The organism is Kosakonia sp. CCTCC M2018092 (genome assembly GCF_003864115.1).
Taxonomy (GTDB): Bacteria; Pseudomonadota; Gammaproteobacteria; order Enterobacterales; family Enterobacteriaceae; genus Kosakonia; species Kosakonia cowanii.
Window position 1 is genome coordinate 3558092 of sequence record NZ_CP034225.1, and the last position, 19356, is coordinate 3577447.

A 19356-nucleotide genomic window follows, 5' to 3' on the forward strand; every position below is an offset into this window, starting at 1 on the left:
TATTGCAGAGCGTTACCTTTTTTTGGGAGAAGCTTCCCGTTACTGCTGCTGTTCTGAGGTATCGCCCAGTTTGATTTTGGCTTCTTTGCGCAGGTTGCTCATCAGCGCTTCAAAGGCGATCTGCGCGTTATTCTGCGTCACGCCCTGCATCATCGCTTTCTTCTGCGCTTCCGGCATTTCGCCCGCTTTCACCTCATCCAGCGCAATGATCACCACATTACGCTGCTGATCGGTGGTGCTGCCGTAGGAGGGTTTATCCTTCGCCGGCAGTGGTAGGTTAAAGGCTGCGGTAGCAACCGGATCCTGTCCGAGGCGCGCCAGGGTTTTCGCTTCGCCAAAGCTCAGACCAGCGGCTTTCATCGCTTCGTCGCCTTTGCCCGCTTTCAGCGCTTCAACCAGTTTGTCGGCATCCAGCTTCGCCTGCTGCTCAGCTTTATCATGCTTAACGATATCCGTGACCTGCGCTTTCACTTCCGCCAGCGGCTTAATCGCTTCCGCTTTATGGTCGGTAACACGCAGCACGAACGCGCGATCGCCATCAACGGTGATGATATCGGAGTTGTTGCCAGGCGAGCCGATCTGCCCTACCAGACCACCGTTGAAAATCGCGTCGCTGACCTGTTTGAAGTTCAGCTCCTCCGGCAGATTGTCGCGGGTAAACCACTCGGTCTGCACCGCTTTGGTACCAGAAACCTGCTCGGCACCGGCCAGAGATTCGTTATCGTTGGTCGCTGCTTCACTCACTTTACGTTGCAGCGCGAACCAGGCATCGAGCGCATTTTCATGCTTCACTTTCGCCGCCAGTTCATCACGTACTTCGTTCAGCGGTTTGACAACGGCAGGCTGAATGTCATCCAGACGCGCCACCAGGTAGCCGACGGAGGATTTAATCGGGCCTGAGAGCTGGCCTTTCTCTTTCAGACCGGCGTTTTTCAGTTCGTCCGGGGTGGTGGACTCTTCCAGCCAGCCCATGTCGCCGCCGTTACGCGCAGAGATGATGTCAGCGGATTTCGCCTTCGCCAGAGCAGCGAAGTCAGCCCCTTTTTTCAGCTCGTCGATCACCGCTTTCGCTTCATCTTCCGTTTTGGTCTGGATGACGCTGTAACGATTACGCTGCGGCTGAGTGAACTGATCCTTATGCTCGTCGTAGTAAGCCTGAATCTGTGCGTCGGTGGCGTTTTCCTGCATCGCTGCCGCATCAAGCTTGATGTAGCTTACGCGGAACTGCTCCGGCGCAATAAAACGGCTCTTGTTCTGGTCGTAATAGCTGGCGATCTCGTCATCGCTGACCGTCTGTTTTGCCGCCAGCGCGTTCACGTCAATCACCGCCTGGCGCACTACGCGCTGCTGGGATACCAGCGCTGCCAGTTCGTCGGTCTCGCCTTTGAGCATAAAATCGGTGCCGGCAACGGCGTTGATCAACTGCTGGGAGATGAGCTGGTTACGCAGCGCCTGCGCATATTGATCGGCGCTCATGCCCATACGGTTAACGAGCGCGTTGAAGCGGTTATTATCGAACTTGCCGTCAGACTTGAAAGCATCGGTGGAGAAGATAGCGTTTTTGACCTGCTCATCGCTGATATCGAGGCCCAGCTTCTTCGCGTATTGATCCAGCAGAGCTTCGTCAATCATACGATTGAGCACCTGCTGACGTACGGATTTCATGTAGTTTTCATTTGCGGCCAGCTCTGAGAACTGGTCACCCAGCTTCTCCGCAATACGGTTGCGTTCGCTGGTTACCGCATTTTCAAACTGCGCGCGGCCGATCTCCTGGCCATTAACTTTTGCGGCGTAATTATTGTTACCGCCAATCAGGTAGTTACCTACGCCAGTCAAAATGAATGACACGATAATCAAACCCAGAATGATCTTGAGCACGACGTGATTCGCCGCCGCGCGTAAATTGTCCATCATGGTGTAACAACACTCCGCTGTAGGTGACTGTAGATCTCAGGCAGCGCACGAGGCCCGCTGCATGTAAGCGCGTATTTTGACAAGAAAACGGCGCAATTGTTAGCCCGCATCGCGCATAAACTCGCAGAAATTGATTTTGCGAAAATAAAAAGGGCACACCTCGCGATGTGCCCTTGTATGTTGCCACCCTCCCCGGATGGGGAAAGTCCTTAGTTCACGGCGTCTTTCAGCGCTTTACCTGCGCGGAAGCCAGGGACTTTGGCAGCAGCAATAGTAATCTCTTTGCCGGTTTGCGGGTTGCGGCCGGTACGGGCAGCACGCTCTTTAACCCCGAAAGAACCGAAACCAACCAATGCTACCTCTTCCCCGGATTTCAAAGATTCAGTAACAGAAGCCATAAACGCATCTAACGCGCGTCCGGCGGCAGCTTTAGAAATATCAGCGCCAGCGGCAATCTTGTCTATCAGTTGAGATTTATTCACTCTTCTCTTCCTCTCTTTATATTTTATATCGCACCACATCCTTCACAGTGCGACCGCGCAGCAGTTATAACAGGCCTGTCATGCCCTTACAACATCAGTTGATGATGACATAGCCAGCCAGCAATCTAAATTAGCTATACAAAAAAAGACTGGCAAGTGCGAAATCACTCACCAGCCTTATATTTCTCTACGCACTTTGCGCGAGGTCACTATTTTGCAGTGGCAACCTGCATGCCAAACGGCGCATTCTGCAAGGCAAGCGTCAGCACTTCTTCAATACGTTTCACCGGATGGATATCCAGATCGGCAATCACGTTTTCCGGAATTTCTTCCAAATCGCGTTTATTTTCGTAAGGAATCAGTACTGTTTTAATCCCGCCGCGATGCGCTGCCAGCAGTTTCTCTTTCAGGCCGCCAATCGGCAGCACCTGGCCGCGCAGGGTGATCTCACCCGTCATCGCAACATCGGCGCGAACCGGGTTACCGGTCAGGCAGGAGACCAGCGCGGTACACATAGCGATACCGGCGCTCGGACCATCTTTCGGCGTAGCGCCTTCCGGCACGTGCACGTGAATGTCGCGTTTTTCGTAGAAGTCGCCGTTGATACCCAGCTTCTCTGCGCGCGCGCGCACCACGGTCAATGCAGCCTGGATAGACTCCTGCATCACTTCACCCAGCGAACCGGTGTAAGTAAGCTTGCCTTTACCCGGCACACAGGCGGTTTCAATGGTCAGCAGATCGCCGCCCACTTCAGTCCACGCCAGACCGGTCACCTGGCCTACACGGTTTTCATCATCCGCACGACCGTAGTCGTAACGCTGAACCCCGAGGTAGTCATTCAGGTTATCGCCGTTGATCTCGATATGCTTCAGGGACGGATCCAGCAGCAGTTGTTTCACCGCTTTACGGCACAGTTTCGAGATTTCACGCTCCAGGCCACGCACGCCCGCTTCGCGAGTGTAGTAGCGAATAATGCCGACGATTGCACTGTCATCAACCGTCAGTTCGTTCGGTTTCAGCGCGTTACGCTCAATCTGCTTAGTCAGCAGGTGGCGCTTGGCAATGTTCAGCTTCTCATCTTCGGTGTAACCGGAGAGGCGAATCACTTCCATACGGTCCAGCAGCGGTGCCGGAATGTTCATGGAGTTGGAGGTGGCAACAAACATCACGTCGCTCAGATCGTAATCCACTTCCAGGTAGTGATCGCTGAACGCCACGTTCTGCTCAGGATCGAGCACTTCCAGCAGCGCGGAAGCGGGATCGCCACGCATGTCGGAGGACATTTTGTCGATCTCATCCAGCAGGAAAAGCGGGTTTTTAACGCCAACTTTTGCCATTTTCTGGATCAGTTTACCCGGCATAGAACCGATGTAAGTGCGGCGGTGACCGCGGATCTCGGCTTCATCACGTACGCCGCCCAGCGCCATACGGATATATTTACGACCTGTTGCTTTCGCGATGGATTGACCAAGCGAGGTTTTACCTACCCCCGGCGGCCCGACCAGGCAAAGAATCGGCCCTTTGAGTTTGTTCATACGGCTTTGAACCGCAAGATACTCAAGGATACGGTCTTTGACGCGCTCTAAGCCGTAGTGGTCGGTATCCAGCACTTCCTGCGCCTGGCGAAGATCTTTTTTCACCTTGCTGCGCGCATTCCACGGAACCTGCACCATCCACTCGATATAGCCACGTACCACGGTTGCTTCCGCAGACATCGGCGACATCATTTTCAGCTTCTGCAGCTCGGACTCGGCCTTCTCTTTGGCCTCTTTCGGCATTTTTGCCGCGTCGATTTTACGCTTCAGGGCTTCGTTTTCGTCCGGCGCGTCGTCCATCTCGCCGAGCTCTTTCTGGATGGCCTTCATCTGCTCATTCAGATAGTACTCGCGCTGGGATTTCTCCATCTGCTTCTTCACGCGGTTGCGAATGCGTTTCTCAACCTGCAGCAGATCGATCTCCGACTCCATCATCGCCATCAGATACTCGAGGCGTTCGTTGATGTCGGACATCTCCAGCACCGACTGCTTATCAGCCAGCTTCAGCGGCATATGCGCAGCGATGGTGTCAGCCAGACGCGCAGGATCGTCGATGCTGTTCAGCGACGTCAGCACTTCCGGCGGAATTTTTTTGTTGAGCTTGATATAGCCTTCGAACTGGCTGATCGCGGTACGTACCAGCACTTCCTGCTCGCGCTCATCAATGGCCGGCGAGTCAAGGTACTCCGCTTTCGCAGAGAAGTGCTCGCCGTTATCGGCAAGCGAAGTAATGCGCGCGCGCTGAAGCCCCTCGACCAGCACTTTTACAGTGCCATCAGGTAGTTTCAACATCTGCAGAATAGACGCCACGGTCCCGACGGTGAAAAGATCGTTTACACCCGGCTCATCCGTTGACGCTTCTTTCTGCGCAACCAGCATGATTTTTTTATCATGATCCATGGCTGCTTCAAGACAACGGATTGATTTTTCCCGTCCCACAAATAACGGGATGACCATGTGCGGATAAACCACCACATCGCGCAACGGCAATACGGGGATTTCAATGCGTTCAGAACGCTCAGGATTCATAGAGCTCTCTCTTAGTTTAAAGTCCGCCAGGTAATCAAGGTGACGTGACTGTGCCACACGCACCATTAACATGTAATGGAGTATATGGGGATGTTTCCCACACATTCAACGCCGGGAAGTCGGAAAAATAAAAGGGGAGATAAAATCCCCCCTTTTTGATTAACTGACTGTATGAATTGACGAATTATTCGCCAGATGCCTGCTGCGCTTCCGGCTTGCCGTAAATCAGCAGCGGCTTGGTTTGCCCTTCGATTACCGACTCATCAATCACCACTTTCTCGACGTCTTCCAGAGATGGCAGATCGTACATGGTGTCGAGCAGCGCGGCTTCGACGATAGATCGCAGACCACGCGCACCGGTTTTGCGGCTCATCGCTTTCTTGGCGATAGCGTTCAGCGCTTCGTCGCGGAACTCCAGATCGACGCCTTCCAGATTAAACAGCGCCTGATACTGCTTGGTCAGGGCGTTTTTCGGCTCTTTCAGGATCTGGATCAGCGCTTCTTCGCTCAGCTCGTTGAGCGTAGCGACAACCGGCAGACGACCGATGAACTCCGGGATCAGACCAAACTTGATCAAATCTTCCGGTTCAACCTGCGCCAGCAGCTCGCCCTCTTTCGCTTTTTCGGATTTTCCTTTCACCGTTGCGCCAAAACCGATGCCGGATCCGGTTTCCACACGGTGAGAGATCACCTTATCGAGTCCTGCGAAAGCACCACCGCAGATAAAGAGAATTTTGGAGGTATCAACCTGCAAAAACTCCTGCTGCGGATGCTTACGACCGCCCTGCGGCGGAACGGCAGCAACGGTACCCTCGATCAGCTTCAGCAGCGCCTGCTGTACGCCTTCGCCCGATACGTCACGGGTGATGGAAGGGTTGTCTGACTTACGGGAGATCTTATCGATCTCATCAATGTAGACAATGCCGCGTTGGGCTTTCTGCACATCGTAGTCACACTTCTGCAGCAGCTTCTGAATGATGTTTTCCACATCTTCACCGACGTAGCCCGCTTCGGTAAGCGTGGTGGCGTCCGCCATGGTGAACGGTACATCAAGCAGGCGCGCCAGCGTTTCCGCCAGCAGCGTTTTACCGGAACCGGTCGGCCCGATCAGCAGAATGTTACTTTTGCCCAGTTCAACACCGTTGCTGGTGTCGCCGTTGCGCAGGCGTTTGTAGTGGTTGTAGACCGCCACCGCCAGCACCTTTTTCGCCTGCTCCTGACCGATAACATAGTCATCGAGATGGTGGCGGATTTCATGCGGCGTCGGCAGCGCGCTGCGCTCGCGGTGCGGCGCAACTTCTTTAATCTCTTCGCGAATAATGTCGTTACACAGATCCACACATTCGTCGCAGATATACACGGACGGTCCGGCGATCAGTTTACGCACTTCATGCTGGCTTTTGCCGCAAAAAGAGCAGTACAACAGTTTGCCCGAACCATCTTTGCGTTTATCTGTCATGAGTAAAACCTCTTTTCTGTTCTTTGCGCCACACGACGACGCAAATGCCATTCCAGGCGCAAAACGTTACTCAGGCATTACGCCGCTTGCACTGGAAAGTATAGCGGCCAATGCGGACTGAGCATTAGTTACGATGGGTCAAAATTGAGTCAACCAGCCCGTAATCAACTGCTTCTTGCGCGGCAAGGAAGCGGTCACGTTCGGTATCGCGCTCAATTTGTTCTAAGGATTGACCCGTGTGATGCGCCATAAGTTCATTCATGCGCCCTTTCACTTTCAGGATCTCACGCGCGTGGATTTCGATATCCGTCGCCTGACCCTGATAGCCGCCCAGCGGCTGGTGGATCATCACGCGTGAATTCGGCAGGCAGAAGCGCTTGCCTTTTGCGCCAGCCGTCAGCAGGAATGCGCCCATTGACGCGGCCTGGCCCATACAGATGGTGCTGACGTCCGGTTTAATAAATTGCATGGTGTCGTAAATAGACATCCCTGCCGTGATCACGCCGCCCGGAGAGTTAATGTAGAGATAGATATCTTTTTCCGGGTTCTCTGCTTCGAGAAACAGCATTTGCGCCACGATCAGGTTGGCCATATGGTCTTCGACCTGACCGGTCAGGAAAATTACGCGTTCCTTGAGAAGACGGGAGTAGATATCGAAAGAGCGCTCACCGCGGGAGGTCTGTTCAATTACCATTGGCACCAGGGCCATATGGGGTGCAAAGTTGTCTCGTTCGCCGCTGTATGACATTTCCGTCTCCTGGATAAAAAATTAACAAACTTGCTGTACTGATTGTACTTGAGTGAAAGAGGTCTGACTACGACCCCTCACGGACGGATTATCAGCCAGAGTCTTTCCTGCCACCCTCTTTAGTGGGGATGACCACGCATGTTTTCAAGCATAACAATCTTTTGCTGTTACGCTAACCCTGAAACACGCTTTTAGCACAGTTCTGATAAAGCCAATGCGATAAAAAAAGCCCGCCACCAGCAAGCAGGTGACGGGCTTATTACTTTTAGCTATCGCAGAAAACGATTAAGCCTGTTGGTTCATCAGCTCGCTGAAGGAGGTTGCTTTCTCCGTCACTTTCGCTTTTTCCAGAACCGCTTCAACCGCTTGTTCTTCCAGCGCGACGTTACGCATGTTGTCCATCAGCTCTTTGTTTTTGCTGTAGAACTCGATCACTTCTTTCGGATCTTCATACGCAGAAGCCATCTCTTCGATCAGGCCTTTAACGCGCTCTTCGTCAGCTTTCAGCTCGTGGGTACGAATCACTTCGCCCAGCAGCAGACCAACAACAACGCGGCGTTTAGCCTGCTCTTCGAACAGCTCGCGCGGCAGTTCCAGAGCCTGTTTCTCGTTGCCACCGAAACGCTGAGCAGCCTGGCGACGCAGAACGTCGATTTCGCTGTCGATCAGTGCAGCCGGTACGTCGATGTTGTTGGCGTTAACCAGACCGTCGATCGCCTGAGATTTAACACGGTTACGCACGGCGCCTTTCAACTCGCGCTCCATGTTTTTACGTACTTCTGCGCGCAGACCGTCCATAGAACCATCTTCAACGCCGAAACGTTTGATGAACTCTTCGGTCAGTTCCGGCAGCTCACGCTCTTCAACTTTCTTCAGGTTAATGACGAATTTCGCCGCTTTACCTTTCAGATTTTCCGCGTGGTACTCTTCCGGGAAGGTCACGTCGATGGTGAACTCTTCGCCCGCTTTGTGGCCTTTGATGCCCTCTTCAAAGCCCGGGATCATACGACCCTGACCCATCGCCAGTACGAAATCGGTCGCTTTGCCGCCTTCGAACTCTTCACCGTCAACAGAACCGGTGAAATCGACAGTTACACGGTCTTCTGCGTCTGCAGCGCCATCTTTCTCTTTCCAGTCTGCCTGCTGCTTACGCAGGGTATCCAGCATGGTGTCAACGTCGGCATCGGTCACTTCAACGATCGGTTTTTCAACTTCGATGGTGTCCAGCGCTTTCAGTTCAACTTCCGGATAGACTTCGAATTCAACAGAGTAGGTGAAGTCTTCGCCCAGTTTGTATTCGCCCGGAACATAGTTCGGTGCGCCAGCCGGGTTGATTTTTTCCTGGATGATCGCGTCGATGAAGTTGCGGCTCATCAGGTCGCCCAGCACGTCCTGGCGAACAGAGGCGCCGTAACGCTGAGCAACAACGGTCATCGGGACTTTACCCTTACGGAAACCGTCAATACGTACTTTCTTCGCTACGTTGACCAGCTCGCTCTTCACAGCGGTCTCGATGCTGTCAGCAGCGATTGTAATCGTTACACGGCGCCCAAGGCCCTGAGTGGTCTCAACTGAAACTTGCATCTTGTTACCTCAAAAAATCACAGTGCTCGGTCAACTCTACCCTGCGCAGCAAACCTCTCGCTTTGCAGAACCGGGATGCTCTCTCTAATCAGATATACATTCCCTGTCGTCAGAATCACCCCGAAGACATTCCGAAAAATAAGACGCCGCATTATAGCGGCATCGCAGATATGAGTCGAGAACGGTAATAGCGCAACGGTGCGTCATTTTTCACACTTCTGAAGCAATTTTGCTCACAAAGGGGCGCTTCTCGCTCAAATTTCAGACAAAACAAAACGGCCCGCAGGCCGTTTTCACATTAACTGCATGCAACATACTGGAAAAGTTCAGCCCGTTGCAACCCGGTTTTCTAGGCGAGAGTCCCTGCGCCGCGGCAGGCTGGCGAGGCCAACAGGGTATCCTGTAGCCCTTCCCACTCTTTCAGGGTGTAGGTATGCAGCGCGAGCGCATGAATTTTCGTCGCCAGCTCATCTGCCAGGGTACCGTAAATCATGCGGTGGCGGTTGAGGAAACGTTCACCGGTGAAGCAGTCGCTCACCAGTACCACTTTGAAATGGCTTTCCGAACCCGCAGGAACGTTGTGACGGTAACTTTCGTCGACAACGTCGAGGAAAACAGGCTCAAATGCCGCCTTCAGTTTTGATTCTATTTGATCACGCATCATCATGGTACGCCTCCGACAACGCTGAGATACCAGCTATCCCTTTAAATGTTAGCCGCTTTTACCGTCTCCGTTACAATAAGACAACAAAAATTTAGCCTTCGTCGCGCTTTTGCCGCCAACGGCATAATCTCAAGGGAAAACCCGGCCATTTGGGGCCGGGATCGCGTTTGAAGATGTTACGGGCGCTGAAAAAAAACACAACACGATGAATTTACATGCGTTGAGGACTTCCTCTTAACAACGGCAATGTTATGATGGCGACAATTTTTCCCAGAAGCTTAGAGCCTTGAGAGCCTGAACATGATTAAGAAACTCCTCTTCCCGTTGGTTGCTTTATTTATGCTGGCTGGCTGCGCAACTCCGCCGACCACCCTTGACGTCACACCGAAAATTACCCTTCCGCAACAAGATCCGAGCCTGATGGGCGTAACGGTCAGCATTAACGGTGCCGATCAGCGTCCGGATCAGGCGCTGGCGAAAGTCACCCGTGATAACCAACTGGTCACCCTGACAGCCTCGCGCGATCTGCGCTTCCTGCTGCAGGAAGTGCTGGAGAAGCAGATGACCGCGCGCGGTTATATGATTGGGCCGAACGGCGCGGTTAACCTGCAGATCATCGTTAACCAGCTCTACGCTGACGTCTCTCAGGGCAACGTGCGTTACAACATCGCCACCAAAGCGGATATCGCCATCATCGCCACCGCCGCCAATGGCAACAAGCTGACGAAAAACTACCGTGCCAGCTATAACGTAGAAGGCGCTTTCCAGGCGACCAACGAAAAGATCACCAATGCGGTTAACAGCGTGTTGACCGACACCATCGCGGATATGTCTCAGGACACCACCATCCACGATTTCATCAAGCAGAACGCGCGTTAATCTCTCTGCACTGGCCCGGTTCTGCCGGGCCAGCTGAGCCGCTATGTCCAGTCACTACTTACGCATTTTCACGCAGCCTAAATCAGCGATTTTGCTGATGCTCGGTTTTGCCTCCGGTTTGCCTCTTGCCCTCACCAGCGGCACGTTACAGGCGTGGATAACCGTCGCAGGCGTTGATGTCAAAACCATCGGTTTTTTCTCGCTGGTCGGCCAGGCCTACGTCTTTAAGTTTCTCTGGTCACCGGCGATGGATCGCTACACCCCCTCCTTTTTAGGACGCCGCCGCGGATGGCTGCTGCTGACGCAGGTTGCGCTCCTGATCGCCATTGCCGCGATGGGCTTTCTACAGCCTGCCAGCGATCTGCGCTGGATGGCGGCGCTGGCGGTGGTTATCGCCTTCTGCTCGGCTTCGCAGGACATTGTTTTCGATGCCTGGAAGACGGATGTGCTCTCAGCCGAAGAGCGCGGCGCGGGTGCGGCGATAAGCGTGCTCGGTTACCGCCTGGCGATGCTGATTTCCGGCGGTCTGGCGCTGTGGCTGGCGGATCGCTGGCTCGGCTGGCAAGGAATGTACTGGCTGATGGCGGCGCTAATGATCCCCTGCATTATCGCCACGCTGCGCGCACCGGAGCCGGTGGGCACCATCCCTGCGCCGCGATCTCTTGAGGAAGCGGTGGTTGCGCCACTGCGCGATTTCTTCGGGCGCAACAACGCCTGGCTGATCCTGCTGCTGATTGTCCTTTATAAGCTCGGCGATGCGTTTGCCATGAGCCTGACCACTCTCTTCCTTATACGCGGTGTCGGTTTCGATCCCGGCGATGTCGGGATGGTGAATAAAAGCTTAGGGCTGGTGGCAACGATTATCGGCGCGCTGTGGGGCGGTGTATTAATGCAGCGTTTAACGCTGTTCCGCGCCCTGCTGATCTTCGGTGTGCTGCAGGCGATCTCCAATGCCGGGTACTGGCTGCTCTCCATCACCGATAAAGACATTGTGACGATGGGCGCGGCGGTCTTCTTCGAAAACCTCTGCGGCGGCATGGGTACGGCAGCGTTTGTCGCCCTGCTGATGACGCTCTGTAACAGCGCCTTTTCCGCCACACAGTTCGCGCTGCTCTCGGCGCTCTCGGCCGTAGGCCGCGTCTATGTCGGGCCGCTGGCGGGCTGGTTTGTTGCCAGCTATGACTGGCCGACCTTCTATCTCTTTTCGATCTTTGCGGCGATCCCGGGGCTGGCGCTGCTGCTGCTGTGTAAACGCACGCTGGAGTACACGCAGCGCACGGAAACCTTTATGCCGCGCACCGAGTTCACGGCCCTTTACCGGCTGGCGCTGCGCACTCTTGGCGCGGGCGCGCTGCTGCTTGCCGCCGGTCTGCTGGTGCTTGCCAGCAATGCGCTGGGTCTGACGCAGTGGTCTGTCGATGGCCTCCTGCTCGAGAGCGGTGCGCTGCTGGCGCTGGTGGGCATCCTCTTCGGTGGAGCGCTGGATCTGCTGGCGCTGCGCAAGACCGCCCTGCTCTAGCGGGCGCAAAACGGGCTTTTACGTGCGGCGATATATTTTACATAGTGTAACTCGGGGTTATTTTTTAACGAATAATCCCTTTAAAATCAGCTAATAAAAATAAAAAAAGCAGAAAAATAAATTTAGCGCCGTTATTATTTCGTTCATTAAACAGGCGTATTTTTTGTTTTTTGCCCAATCGCCCTGAGCGGGCAAAAAATAAAAATCTTAATTAATTTGTGCCTTATAAAATAAGGTCTATCCTATAACGATTCAGCACGGTTATTAATTGTTGGGTTTCATATTCGTTCCAATGATGTTTAATAGTTGCTGGATAATTGTTAATTATTTGTATATTTGAACGATTGGTTATACCAATTTACCCTCAACGCAGATTGTAATGTCAGGTTTTCGTTATAATCGCTCTCTCTGGCTGTGCGAACGCCCGGTTTTACAGATTGTTGCATTCTGTGTGACATATGCGGCAGAACCCAGTAACACCTTACTGACACAAAGCCAATCATGTTTACAGTAACGTAACCTTTCCGTAAAATGCCCGCACACTTTAAGCGCCACCAGATCCCGTGGAATTGAGGTCGTTAAATGAGACTCAGGAAATACAATAAAAGTTTGGGATGGATGTCCTTAATCGCCGGCACTGTATTACTCAGTGGCTGCGATTCTGCGCTTCTTGACCCCAAAGGACAGATTGGTATGGAGCAACGTTCACTCATCCTGACGGCTTTTGGCCTGATGATGATTGTCGTGGTGCCCGCCATCTTAATGGCCGTAGGTTTTGCCTGGAAGTATCGTGCGAGCAATAAAGATGCGAAGTATAGCCCGAACTGGTCACACTCCAATAAAGTGGAAGCTGTGGTCTGGACCGTGCCGATTCTGATCATCCTGTTCCTTGCCGTGCTGACGTGGAAAACCACCCACTCGCTCGAGCCGAGCAGACCACTGGTACATGACGAACGCCCGATTACTATCGAAGTGGTTGCCATGGACTGGAAATGGTTCTTTATCTATCCGGAACAGGGCATCGCTACCGTGAATGAAATCGCCTTCCCGGCGAACACTCCGGTGGAATTCAAAGTGACTTCCAACTCCGTGATGAACTCGTTCTTTATTCCGCGTCTGGGCAGCCAGATCTACGCGATGGCCGGTATGCAGACCAAACTGCATCTGATTGCCAACGAAGCAGGTACGTATGATGGCATCTCTGCCAGCTACAGCGGCCCGGGCTTCTCAGGCATGAAGTTTAAAGCCATTGCAACGCCGGACCGCGCCGCATTTGACCAGTGGGTCGCCAAAGCGAAACAGTCTTCTACTACTGTGTCTGATATGGACACGTACGAGAAAATTGCCGCACCAAGCGAATACAACAAGGTTGAATACTTCTCCAGCGTGAAACCCGATTTGTTTAAAGACGTTATTAACAAATTTATGGGCCACGGCAAGAGCATGGACATGACCCAACCGGAAGGTGAGCACAAGTCACACGAAGGTATGGAAGGCATGGACATGAGCCACGCGGAAACCTCTCACTAAGGGGCCGAGGAAAACGATGTTCGGAAAACTTACACTGGATGCAGTGCCGTACCATGAACCGATTATCATGGTTACGATCGCTGCGATTGCCGTCGGTGGTCTGGCGGTAGTCGGCCTGCTCTCTTACTTCGGTAAGTGGAAATGGCTATGGAATGAGTGGTTGACCTCGGTTGACCATAAACGTCTTGGCATCATGTATGTCCTCGTAGCGGTTGTTATGCTGCTGCGCGGCTTTGCTGACGCCGTAATGATGCGTAGTCAACAAGCGATTTCGTCAATGGGCGAAGCGGGCTTCCTGCCGCCTCACCACTACGATCAGATCTTCACCGCCCACGGCGTGATTATGATCTTCTTCGTGGCGATGCCGTTTGTTATCGGTCTGATGAACCTGGTGGTTCCGCTGCAGATCGGCGCGCGCGACGTTGCCTTCCCGTTCCTTAACAACCTGAGCTTCTGGTTCACGGTTGTGGGCGTGATTCTGGTTAACATCTCTCTGGGCGTCGGTGAATTCGCGCAGACTGGTTGGCTGGCTTATCCGCCGCTCTCGGGAATAGAGTACAGCCCTGGTGTCGGGGTCGATTACTGGATCTGGAGTCTCCAGCTCTCTGGTATCGGTACGACGCTGACCGGTATTAACTTCTTCGTGACCATCCTGCGCATGCGTGCGCCAGGCATGACCATGTTCAAAATGCCGGTCTTCACCTGGGCCTCTCTGTGCGCGAACGTGCTGATTATCGCTTCGTTCCCAATTCTGACGGTTACTATCGCGTTGCTTACCCTGGATCGTTATCTGGGCACCCATTTCTTTACCAACGATATGGGCGGCAACATGATGATGTACATCAACCTGATTTGGGCATGGGGTCACCCGGAAGTGTACATTCTGGTGCTGCCGGTGTTCGGGGTCTTCTCCGAAATTACCGCCACCTTCTCGCGTAAACGCCTGTTTGGCTACACCTCGCTGGTGTGGGCGACCGTGTGTATTACCATCCTGTCGTTCATCGTTTGGCTGCACCACTTCTTCACCATGGGTGCCGGCGCGAACGTAAACGCCTTCTTCGGTATTACCACGATGATTATCGCCATCCCGACCGGGGTGAAGATCTTCAACTGGCTGTTCACCATGTACCAGGGCCGTATCGTATTCCACTCCTCTATGCTGTGGACTATCGGCTTTATCGTCACCTTCTCCGTAGGTGGGATGACCGGCGTGCTGCTGGCGGTACCGGGCGCAGACTTCGTACTGCACAACAGCCTGTTCCTGATTGCGCACTTCCATAACGTCATCATCGGCGGCGTGGTATTTGGTTGCTTCGCAGGTATGACCTACTGGTGGCCGAAAGCGTTTGGTTACACCCTGAACGAAACTTGGGGTAAACGCGCATTCTGGTTCTGGATTATCGGCTTCTTCGTTGCGTTTATGCCGCTGTACGTACTGGGCTTCATGGGTATGACCCGTCGTCTCAGCCAGCATATCGACCCGCAGTTCCACAGCATGCTGATTGTTGCAGCTTGTGGTGCCGCGCTGATCGCACTGGGTATCCTGTGTCTGCTGATTCAGATCTACGTTTCTGTTCGTGACCGCGATCAGAACCGTGACCTGACCGGTGACCCGTGGGGTGGCCGTACGCTGGAGTGGGCAACCTCCTCTCCTCCGCCGTTCTATAACTTTGCCGTTGTTCCGGAAATTCACGAACGTGATGCTTTCTGGGAGATGAAAGAGAAAGGCGAAGCGTACAAGCAACCTGCCCACTATGAAGAGATTCATATGCCGAAAAACAGCGGCGCCGGGATTGTGATTGCCGCGTTCGCAACGGTATTCGGTTTTGCCATGATCTGGCATATCTGGTGGATGGCGATTGCCAGCTTCGCAGGCATCATCATCAGCTGGATTGTGAAAAGCTTCGACGAAGACGTGGACTACTACGTACCGGTTGCAGAAATCGAGAAACTGGAAAAACAGCATTTCGATGAGATCAACAAAGCAGGGCTGACAAATGGCAACTGATACTTTGACCAACGCGCACGCCCATGCGCACGAACACGGGCACCACGATGCAGGGCCGAATAAAGTATTCGGTTTCTGGATCTACCTGATGAGCGACTGCATTCTGTTCAGCTGTCTGTTCGCGACCTATGCCGTTCTGGTGAACGGCACAGCGGGCGGCCCGACCGGCAAGGACATTTTCGAACTGCCGTTCGTTCTGGTAGAGACATTCCTGCTGCTGTTCAGCTCCATCACCTACGGCATGGCGGCGATCGCCATGCACAAAGGCAACAAGAGCCAGGTTATCTCCTGGCTTGCGCTGACCTTCCTGTTTGGTGCGGGCTTTATCGGCATGGAGATCTATGAGTTCCATCATCTGATTGCAGAAGGTATGGGTCCGGATCGTAGCGGCTTCCTGTCAGCGTTCTTTGCGCTGGTTGGTACCCACGGTCTGCACGTAACCTCTGGCCTGATCTGGATGGCGGTTCTGATGTTCCAGGTTTCCCGTCGCGGCCTGACCAGCACAAACCGTACCCGCATCATGTGCCTGAGCCTCTTCTGGCACTTCCTTGATGTGGTATGGATCTGTGTGTTCTCTGTTGTTTATCTGATGGGGGCGATGTAATGAGTCATTCAACCGATCACAGCGGCGCATCCCACGGTAGCGTAAAAACCTACATGACAGGTTTTATCCTGTCAGTCATCCTGACGGTCATTCCGTTCTGGATGGTGATGAGCGGTACCGCGTCACACGCCGCAATTCTGGGGACCGTACTGGTCACCGCAGTGGTACAGATTTTGGTTCATCTGGTCTGCTTCCTGCACATGAACACCTCTTCTGAGGAGCGCTGGAACCTGACCGCCTTTGTCTTTACCGTGATTATCATCGCTATCCTGGTAGTGGGCTCCATCTGGATTATGTGGAACCTGAACTACAACATGATGGTTCACTAAGAGCGGCGAGTATGTTCAAGCAATACCTGCAAGTAACGAAACCGGGCATTATTTTTGGCAATTTGATCTCCGTGATTGGGGGGTTCCTGCTGGCCTCTAAAGGCCAGATTGATTACCCCCTGTTCCTCTACACGCTGGTTGGCGTGTCGTTGGTGGTCGCCTCTGGTTGTGTTTTTAACAACTACATCGACCGTGACATCGATAAAAAGATGGAGCGGACGAAAAACAGGGTGCTGGTCAGAGGGCTGATCTCGCCAAAAGTCTCGCTGGTGTACGCCGCCTTGTTGGGTATTGCTGGCTTTATGCTGCTGTGGTTCGGCGCGAATCCGCTGGCCTGCTGGCTCGGGGTGATGGGGTTTGTGGTTTATGTCGGGGTTTATAGCCTCTATATGAAACGCCACTCCGTCTACGGTACGCTGATTGGCTCTCTCTCCGGCGCAGCGCCGCCGGTGATTGGCTACTGCGCCGTGACCAACGAGTTTGACAGCGGCGCGGCGATCCTGCTGGCGATTTTCAGCCTGTGGCAGATGCCCCACTCGTATGCCATCGCGATTTTCCGCTTTAAGGATTATCAGGCAGCGAACATCCCGGTTCTGCCGGTGGTGAAAGGCATCTCCGTGGCGAAAAACCACATCACGCTCTATATCGTGGCGTTTGCTGTCGCCACCCTGATGCTCTCGCTGGGCGGCTATGCAGGTTATAAATACCTGGTGGTTGCTGCCGCGGTGAGCCTCTGGTGGCTGGGCATGGCGCTGCGCGGGTATAAAGTGGCGGATGACAAAGTGTGGGCGCGCAAACTGTTCGTCTTCTCGATTGTCGCCATCACTTCGCTCAGCGTGATGATGTCCGTGGACTTTATGGTGCCGGATTCACATAGCCTGCTGACTTACGTCTGGTGATCCAGACCGTCATATAAAGGGTGCCTCGGCACCCTTTTTTTATGCCCGCCATCCCATCCACGCAGGTAATATTTGTTAATTAAGCTGGTGTTTACCCCGCCCTGCCCCCGCACTACACTATGTCCGGTTTTCAACATGAGGTGGTAATGAACGATTACAAGATGACGCCAGGCGAGTTGCGCGCAACCTGGGGTTTAGGGACTGTATTCTCCCTGCGCATGCTCGGCATGTTTATGGTCCTGCCCGTTCTGACCACGTACGGTATGGCGCTGCAGGGCGCCAGCGAAGCATTAATCGGTCTGGCAATTGGTATTTACGGCCTCGCTCAGGCCATCTTTCAAATCCCCTTCGGCCTGCTCTCGGATCGCATCGGCCGCAAGCCGCTGATCGTCGGCGGGCTGGTGATTTTTGTCGCTGGCAGCGTGATTGCCGCCCTCTCCCACTCTATCTGGGGCATTATTCTCGGCCGTGCGCTGCAAGGCTCCGGGGCGATTGCCGCCGCTGTCATGGCACTGCTCTCCGATTTGACCCGCGAGCAGAACCGCACCAAAGCGATGGCCTTTATCGGCGTCAGTTTTGGCGTCACCTTCGCCATTGCCATGGTGCTCGGCCCGATCATCACCCATAAACTGGGTCTGCATGCGCTCTTCTGGATGATCGCCGGTCTCGCCACGCTCGGTATCGCGCTAACGCTGTGGGTAGTGCCAAACAGCACCCAGCACGTACGCAACCGTGAATCGGGGATGGTGAAAGGCTGTTTTAGCCTGGTCATGGCGAACCCGAAGCTGCTGAAGCTCAACTTCGGCATTATGTGTCTGCATATGCTGCTGATGTCGACCTTTGTTGCTCTGCCGGGCCAGCTGGAAGCTGCCGGGTTTGCCGCTGCGCAGCACTGGAAAATCTATCTCGTCACCATGCTGGTGTCGTTTGTCTCCGTCGTGCCGTTCATTATCTATGCCGAAGTGAAGCGCAAAATGAAGCGTGTCTTCCTGCTCTGCGTCGCCCTGCTGGTGATCGCGGAAATTGTGCTGTGGGGCGCGGGCCCGCACTTCTGGGAGATTGTCATCGGCGTGCAGATCTTCTTCCTCGCCTTTAACCTGATGGAGGCGCTGCTACCGTCGCTTATCAGTAAAGAAGCGCCCGCGGGCTATAAAGGCACGGCGATGGGCATCTACTCCACCAGCCAGTTTCTTGGTGTGGCGATTGGCGGCTCGCTCGGCGGTTGGGTTGATGGCTTTTTCGACTCCCAGACGGTCTTCCTCGCTGGTGCGCTGCTGGCGGTAGTCTGGCTGCTGGTCGCCAGCACCATGCAGGAGCCGCCTTATGTCAGCAGTTTGCGTATCGCGATCCCTGAGGATGTTGCGGTGGATAATGCGTTGCAGCAGCGGCTGCTGGCAATGGAGGGGGTGAGCGAAGCGATGGTGGTGCCGGAAGAGCGCAGCGTCTATGTGAAGATAGACAGCAAGGTGACCAACCGTTTTGAAGTGGAACAGGTTGTTGCGGGTTAAAGGTGAAGCGCCCTCCCCCGCACGGGAGAGGGCAAGCGATTAATCGCGGAAGTTCTTAAACTGGAACGGCTGGCCTAAGTTACCGCCGCGTACCAGCGCCATGGCGGCCTGCAGGTCGTCACGGGCTTTGCCGGTCACGCGGATCTCTTCACCCTGAATCTGCGCCTGCACCTTCAGTTTGCTCTCTTTAATCAGCTTGATGATCTTCTTCGCCGTTGCGGCGTCAATCCCCTGCTTGAGCTTGGCTTCAACAAACCAGGTTTTACCGCTATGGACAAACTCTTCCGGCACTTCCAGCGAAGTGCCTTCAATGCCGCGCTTTAACAGCTTGGCGCGCAGGATATCGAGCAGCTGGTTGACCTGAAAGTCAGATTCGCTCAGCACCTTGATGGTTTTGTTGGTTTCGTTTAATTCAAACGTCGCTTCAATGTTACGAAAGTCGAAACGCGTGGCCAGTTCACGGGTCGCATTTTCGACGCCGTTTTGCACTTCGCGCAGATCAATTTCGGAAACAATATCGAAAGATGGCATCTTTTCTCTCCCTCTGTAATTTCAGCGATGCATAATACCCGCACTGTGTATTAACACAATCTTGAATACTGGAAGCTTAGCTGACAGCGCTATACTTATCGCTGTAACACCTGGCGCAGTTGCAGGTGAGGAGG

General features: G+C 53.8%; 16 protein-coding genes. 8 read left to right on the forward strand and 8 right to left on the reverse strand.

Features of this window, described 5'->3' with window-relative positions:
- Positions 1–39 precede the first annotated feature (39 nt).
- From ppiD to bolA, 7 genes are all read right to left on the reverse strand, one after another.
- The gene (ppiD, locus tag EH164_RS16965; protein WP_124969415.1) at positions 40–1914 is read right to left on the reverse strand and encodes a peptidylprolyl isomerase; all 1875 of its coding nucleotides are present in this window, start codon (positions 1912–1914) and stop codon (positions 40–42) included.
- Between the two features lie 209 nt (positions 1915–2123).
- Positions 2124–2396 (reverse strand): nucleoid-associated protein HU-beta, encoded by a 273-nt coding sequence (gene hupB / locus EH164_RS16970; protein WP_124969417.1) that lies wholly within the window; start codon positions 2394–2396, stop codon positions 2124–2126.
- A gap of 209 nt (positions 2397–2605) precedes the next feature.
- Positions 2606–4960 (reverse strand): endopeptidase La, encoded by a 2355-nt coding sequence (gene lon, locus EH164_RS16975; protein ID WP_023481941.1) that lies wholly within the window; start codon positions 4958–4960, stop codon positions 2606–2608.
- A gap of 184 nt (positions 4961–5144) precedes the next feature.
- Positions 5145–6419: an ATP-dependent protease ATP-binding subunit ClpX gene (clpX, locus tag EH164_RS16980; RefSeq protein ID WP_054804405.1), complete on the reverse strand. Its 1275-nt coding sequence runs from the start codon at positions 6417–6419 to the stop codon at positions 5145–5147.
- A 124-nt stretch (positions 6420–6543) separates the two neighbouring features.
- Positions 6544–7167, reverse strand: a complete 624-nt coding sequence (clpP, locus tag EH164_RS16985; RefSeq protein ID WP_007373538.1) for an ATP-dependent Clp endopeptidase proteolytic subunit ClpP — start codon at positions 7165–7167, stop codon at positions 6544–6546.
- A gap of 285 nt (positions 7168–7452) precedes the next feature.
- On the reverse strand, positions 7453–8751 hold the full coding sequence (tig, locus tag EH164_RS16990; RefSeq protein WP_124969419.1) for a trigger factor: 1299 nt from the start codon (positions 8749–8751) through the stop codon (positions 7453–7455).
- Between the two features lie 349 nt (positions 8752–9100).
- The gene (bolA, locus tag EH164_RS16995) at positions 9101–9418 is read right to left on the reverse strand and encodes a transcriptional regulator BolA (protein WP_034814127.1); all 318 of its coding nucleotides are present in this window, start codon (positions 9416–9418) and stop codon (positions 9101–9103) included.
- Between the two features lie 297 nt (positions 9419–9715).
- Between bolA and EH164_RS17000 the strand changes: the two genes are divergently transcribed.
- The 8 genes from EH164_RS17000 to EH164_RS17035 all read left to right on the forward strand — a co-directional run bounded on the left by EH164_RS17000 (position 9716) and on the right by EH164_RS17035 (position 18691).
- Positions 9716–10294: a lipoprotein gene (locus EH164_RS17000; RefSeq protein WP_023481890.1), complete on the forward strand. Its 579-nt coding sequence runs from the start codon at positions 9716–9718 to the stop codon at positions 10292–10294.
- Between the two features lie 43 nt (positions 10295–10337).
- A complete protein-coding gene (gene ampG, locus EH164_RS17005) occupies positions 10338–11813 on the forward strand; it encodes a muropeptide MFS transporter AmpG (protein WP_124969421.1) in 1476 nt (491 codons plus the stop codon).
- Positions 11814–12395: 582 nt separating this feature from the next.
- On the forward strand, positions 12396–13343 hold the full coding sequence (gene cyoA / locus EH164_RS17010; RefSeq protein ID WP_124969423.1) for a cytochrome o ubiquinol oxidase subunit II: 948 nt from the start codon (positions 12396–12398) through the stop codon (positions 13341–13343).
- A gap of 16 nt (positions 13344–13359) precedes the next feature.
- Positions 13360–15351 carry a cytochrome o ubiquinol oxidase subunit I gene (gene cyoB, locus EH164_RS17015; protein ID WP_124969425.1) on the forward strand — a complete coding sequence of 664 codons (1992 nt, stop codon included), beginning with the start codon at positions 13360–13362 and terminating at the stop codon, positions 15349–15351.
- Positions 15341–15955 (forward strand): cytochrome o ubiquinol oxidase subunit III, encoded by a 615-nt coding sequence (locus EH164_RS17020; protein ID WP_023481905.1) that lies wholly within the window; start codon positions 15341–15343, stop codon positions 15953–15955. The genes cyoB and EH164_RS17020 overlap by 11 nt, the downstream gene beginning before the upstream one ends.
- Positions 15955–16284, forward strand: a complete 330-nt coding sequence (locus EH164_RS17025) for a cytochrome o ubiquinol oxidase subunit IV (protein ID WP_023481940.1) — start codon at positions 15955–15957, stop codon at positions 16282–16284. Before EH164_RS17020 ends, EH164_RS17025 begins: the two co-directional genes overlap by 1 nt.
- A gap of 11 nt (positions 16285–16295) precedes the next feature.
- A complete protein-coding gene (gene cyoE, locus EH164_RS17030; RefSeq protein WP_094419519.1) occupies positions 16296–17183 on the forward strand; it encodes a heme o synthase in 888 nt (295 codons plus the stop codon).
- 146 nt (positions 17184–17329) lie between these two features.
- Positions 17330–18691 carry an MFS transporter gene (locus tag EH164_RS17035; protein ID WP_023481886.1) on the forward strand — a complete coding sequence of 454 codons (1362 nt, stop codon included), beginning with the start codon at positions 17330–17332 and terminating at the stop codon, positions 18689–18691.
- Between the two features lie 39 nt (positions 18692–18730).
- Here EH164_RS17035 and EH164_RS17040 read toward each other — a convergent pair whose 3' ends face one another.
- Positions 18731–19222, reverse strand: a complete 492-nt coding sequence (locus EH164_RS17040; RefSeq protein WP_023481915.1) for a YajQ family cyclic di-GMP-binding protein — start codon at positions 19220–19222, stop codon at positions 18731–18733.
- Between the last annotated feature and the right edge of the window lie 134 nt (positions 19223–19356).

What these genes read in the sequence shown, in the direction of transcription:
- lon (WP_023481941.1), bottom strand. Translation starts at nt 4,960, where the DNA reads ATGAATCCTGAGCGTTCTGAACGCATTGAAATCCCCGTATTGCCGTTG.
- EH164_RS17000 (WP_023481890.1), top strand. Translation starts at nt 9,716, where the DNA reads ATGATTAAGAAACTCCTCTTCCCGTTGGTTGCTTTATTTATGCTGGCT.
- cyoA (WP_124969423.1), top strand. Translation starts at nt 12,396, where the DNA reads ATGAGACTCAGGAAATACAATAAAAGTTTGGGATGGATGTCCTTAATC.
- EH164_RS17040 (WP_023481915.1), bottom strand. Translation starts at nt 19,222, where the DNA reads ATGCCATCTTTCGATATTGTTTCCGAAATTGATCTGCGCGAAGTGCAA.
- cyoE (WP_094419519.1), top strand. Translation starts at nt 16,296, where the DNA reads ATGTTCAAGCAATACCTGCAAGTAACGAAACCGGGCATTATTTTTGGC.
- tig (WP_124969419.1), bottom strand. Translation starts at nt 8,751, where the DNA reads ATGCAAGTTTCAGTTGAGACCACTCAGGGCCTTGGGCGCCGTGTAACG.
- cyoB (WP_124969425.1), top strand. Translation starts at nt 13,360, where the DNA reads ATGTTCGGAAAACTTACACTGGATGCAGTGCCGTACCATGAACCGATT.
- EH164_RS17025 (WP_023481940.1), top strand. Translation starts at nt 15,955, where the DNA reads ATGAGTCATTCAACCGATCACAGCGGCGCATCCCACGGTAGCGTAAAA.
- ampG (WP_124969421.1), top strand. Translation starts at nt 10,338, where the DNA reads ATGTCCAGTCACTACTTACGCATTTTCACGCAGCCTAAATCAGCGATT.
- ppiD (WP_124969415.1), bottom strand. Translation starts at nt 1,914, where the DNA reads ATGATGGACAATTTACGCGCGGCGGCGAATCACGTCGTGCTCAAGATC.
- clpX (WP_054804405.1), bottom strand. Translation starts at nt 6,419, where the DNA reads ATGACAGATAAACGCAAAGATGGTTCGGGCAAACTGTTGTACTGCTCT.
- bolA (WP_034814127.1), bottom strand. Translation starts at nt 9,418, where the DNA reads ATGATGATGCGTGATCAAATAGAATCAAAACTGAAGGCGGCATTTGAG.
- clpP (WP_007373538.1), bottom strand. Translation starts at nt 7,167, where the DNA reads ATGTCATACAGCGGCGAACGAGACAACTTTGCACCCCATATGGCCCTG.
- EH164_RS17020 (WP_023481905.1), top strand. Translation starts at nt 15,341, where the DNA reads ATGGCAACTGATACTTTGACCAACGCGCACGCCCATGCGCACGAACAC.
- EH164_RS17035 (WP_023481886.1), top strand. Translation starts at nt 17,330, where the DNA reads ATGAACGATTACAAGATGACGCCAGGCGAGTTGCGCGCAACCTGGGGT.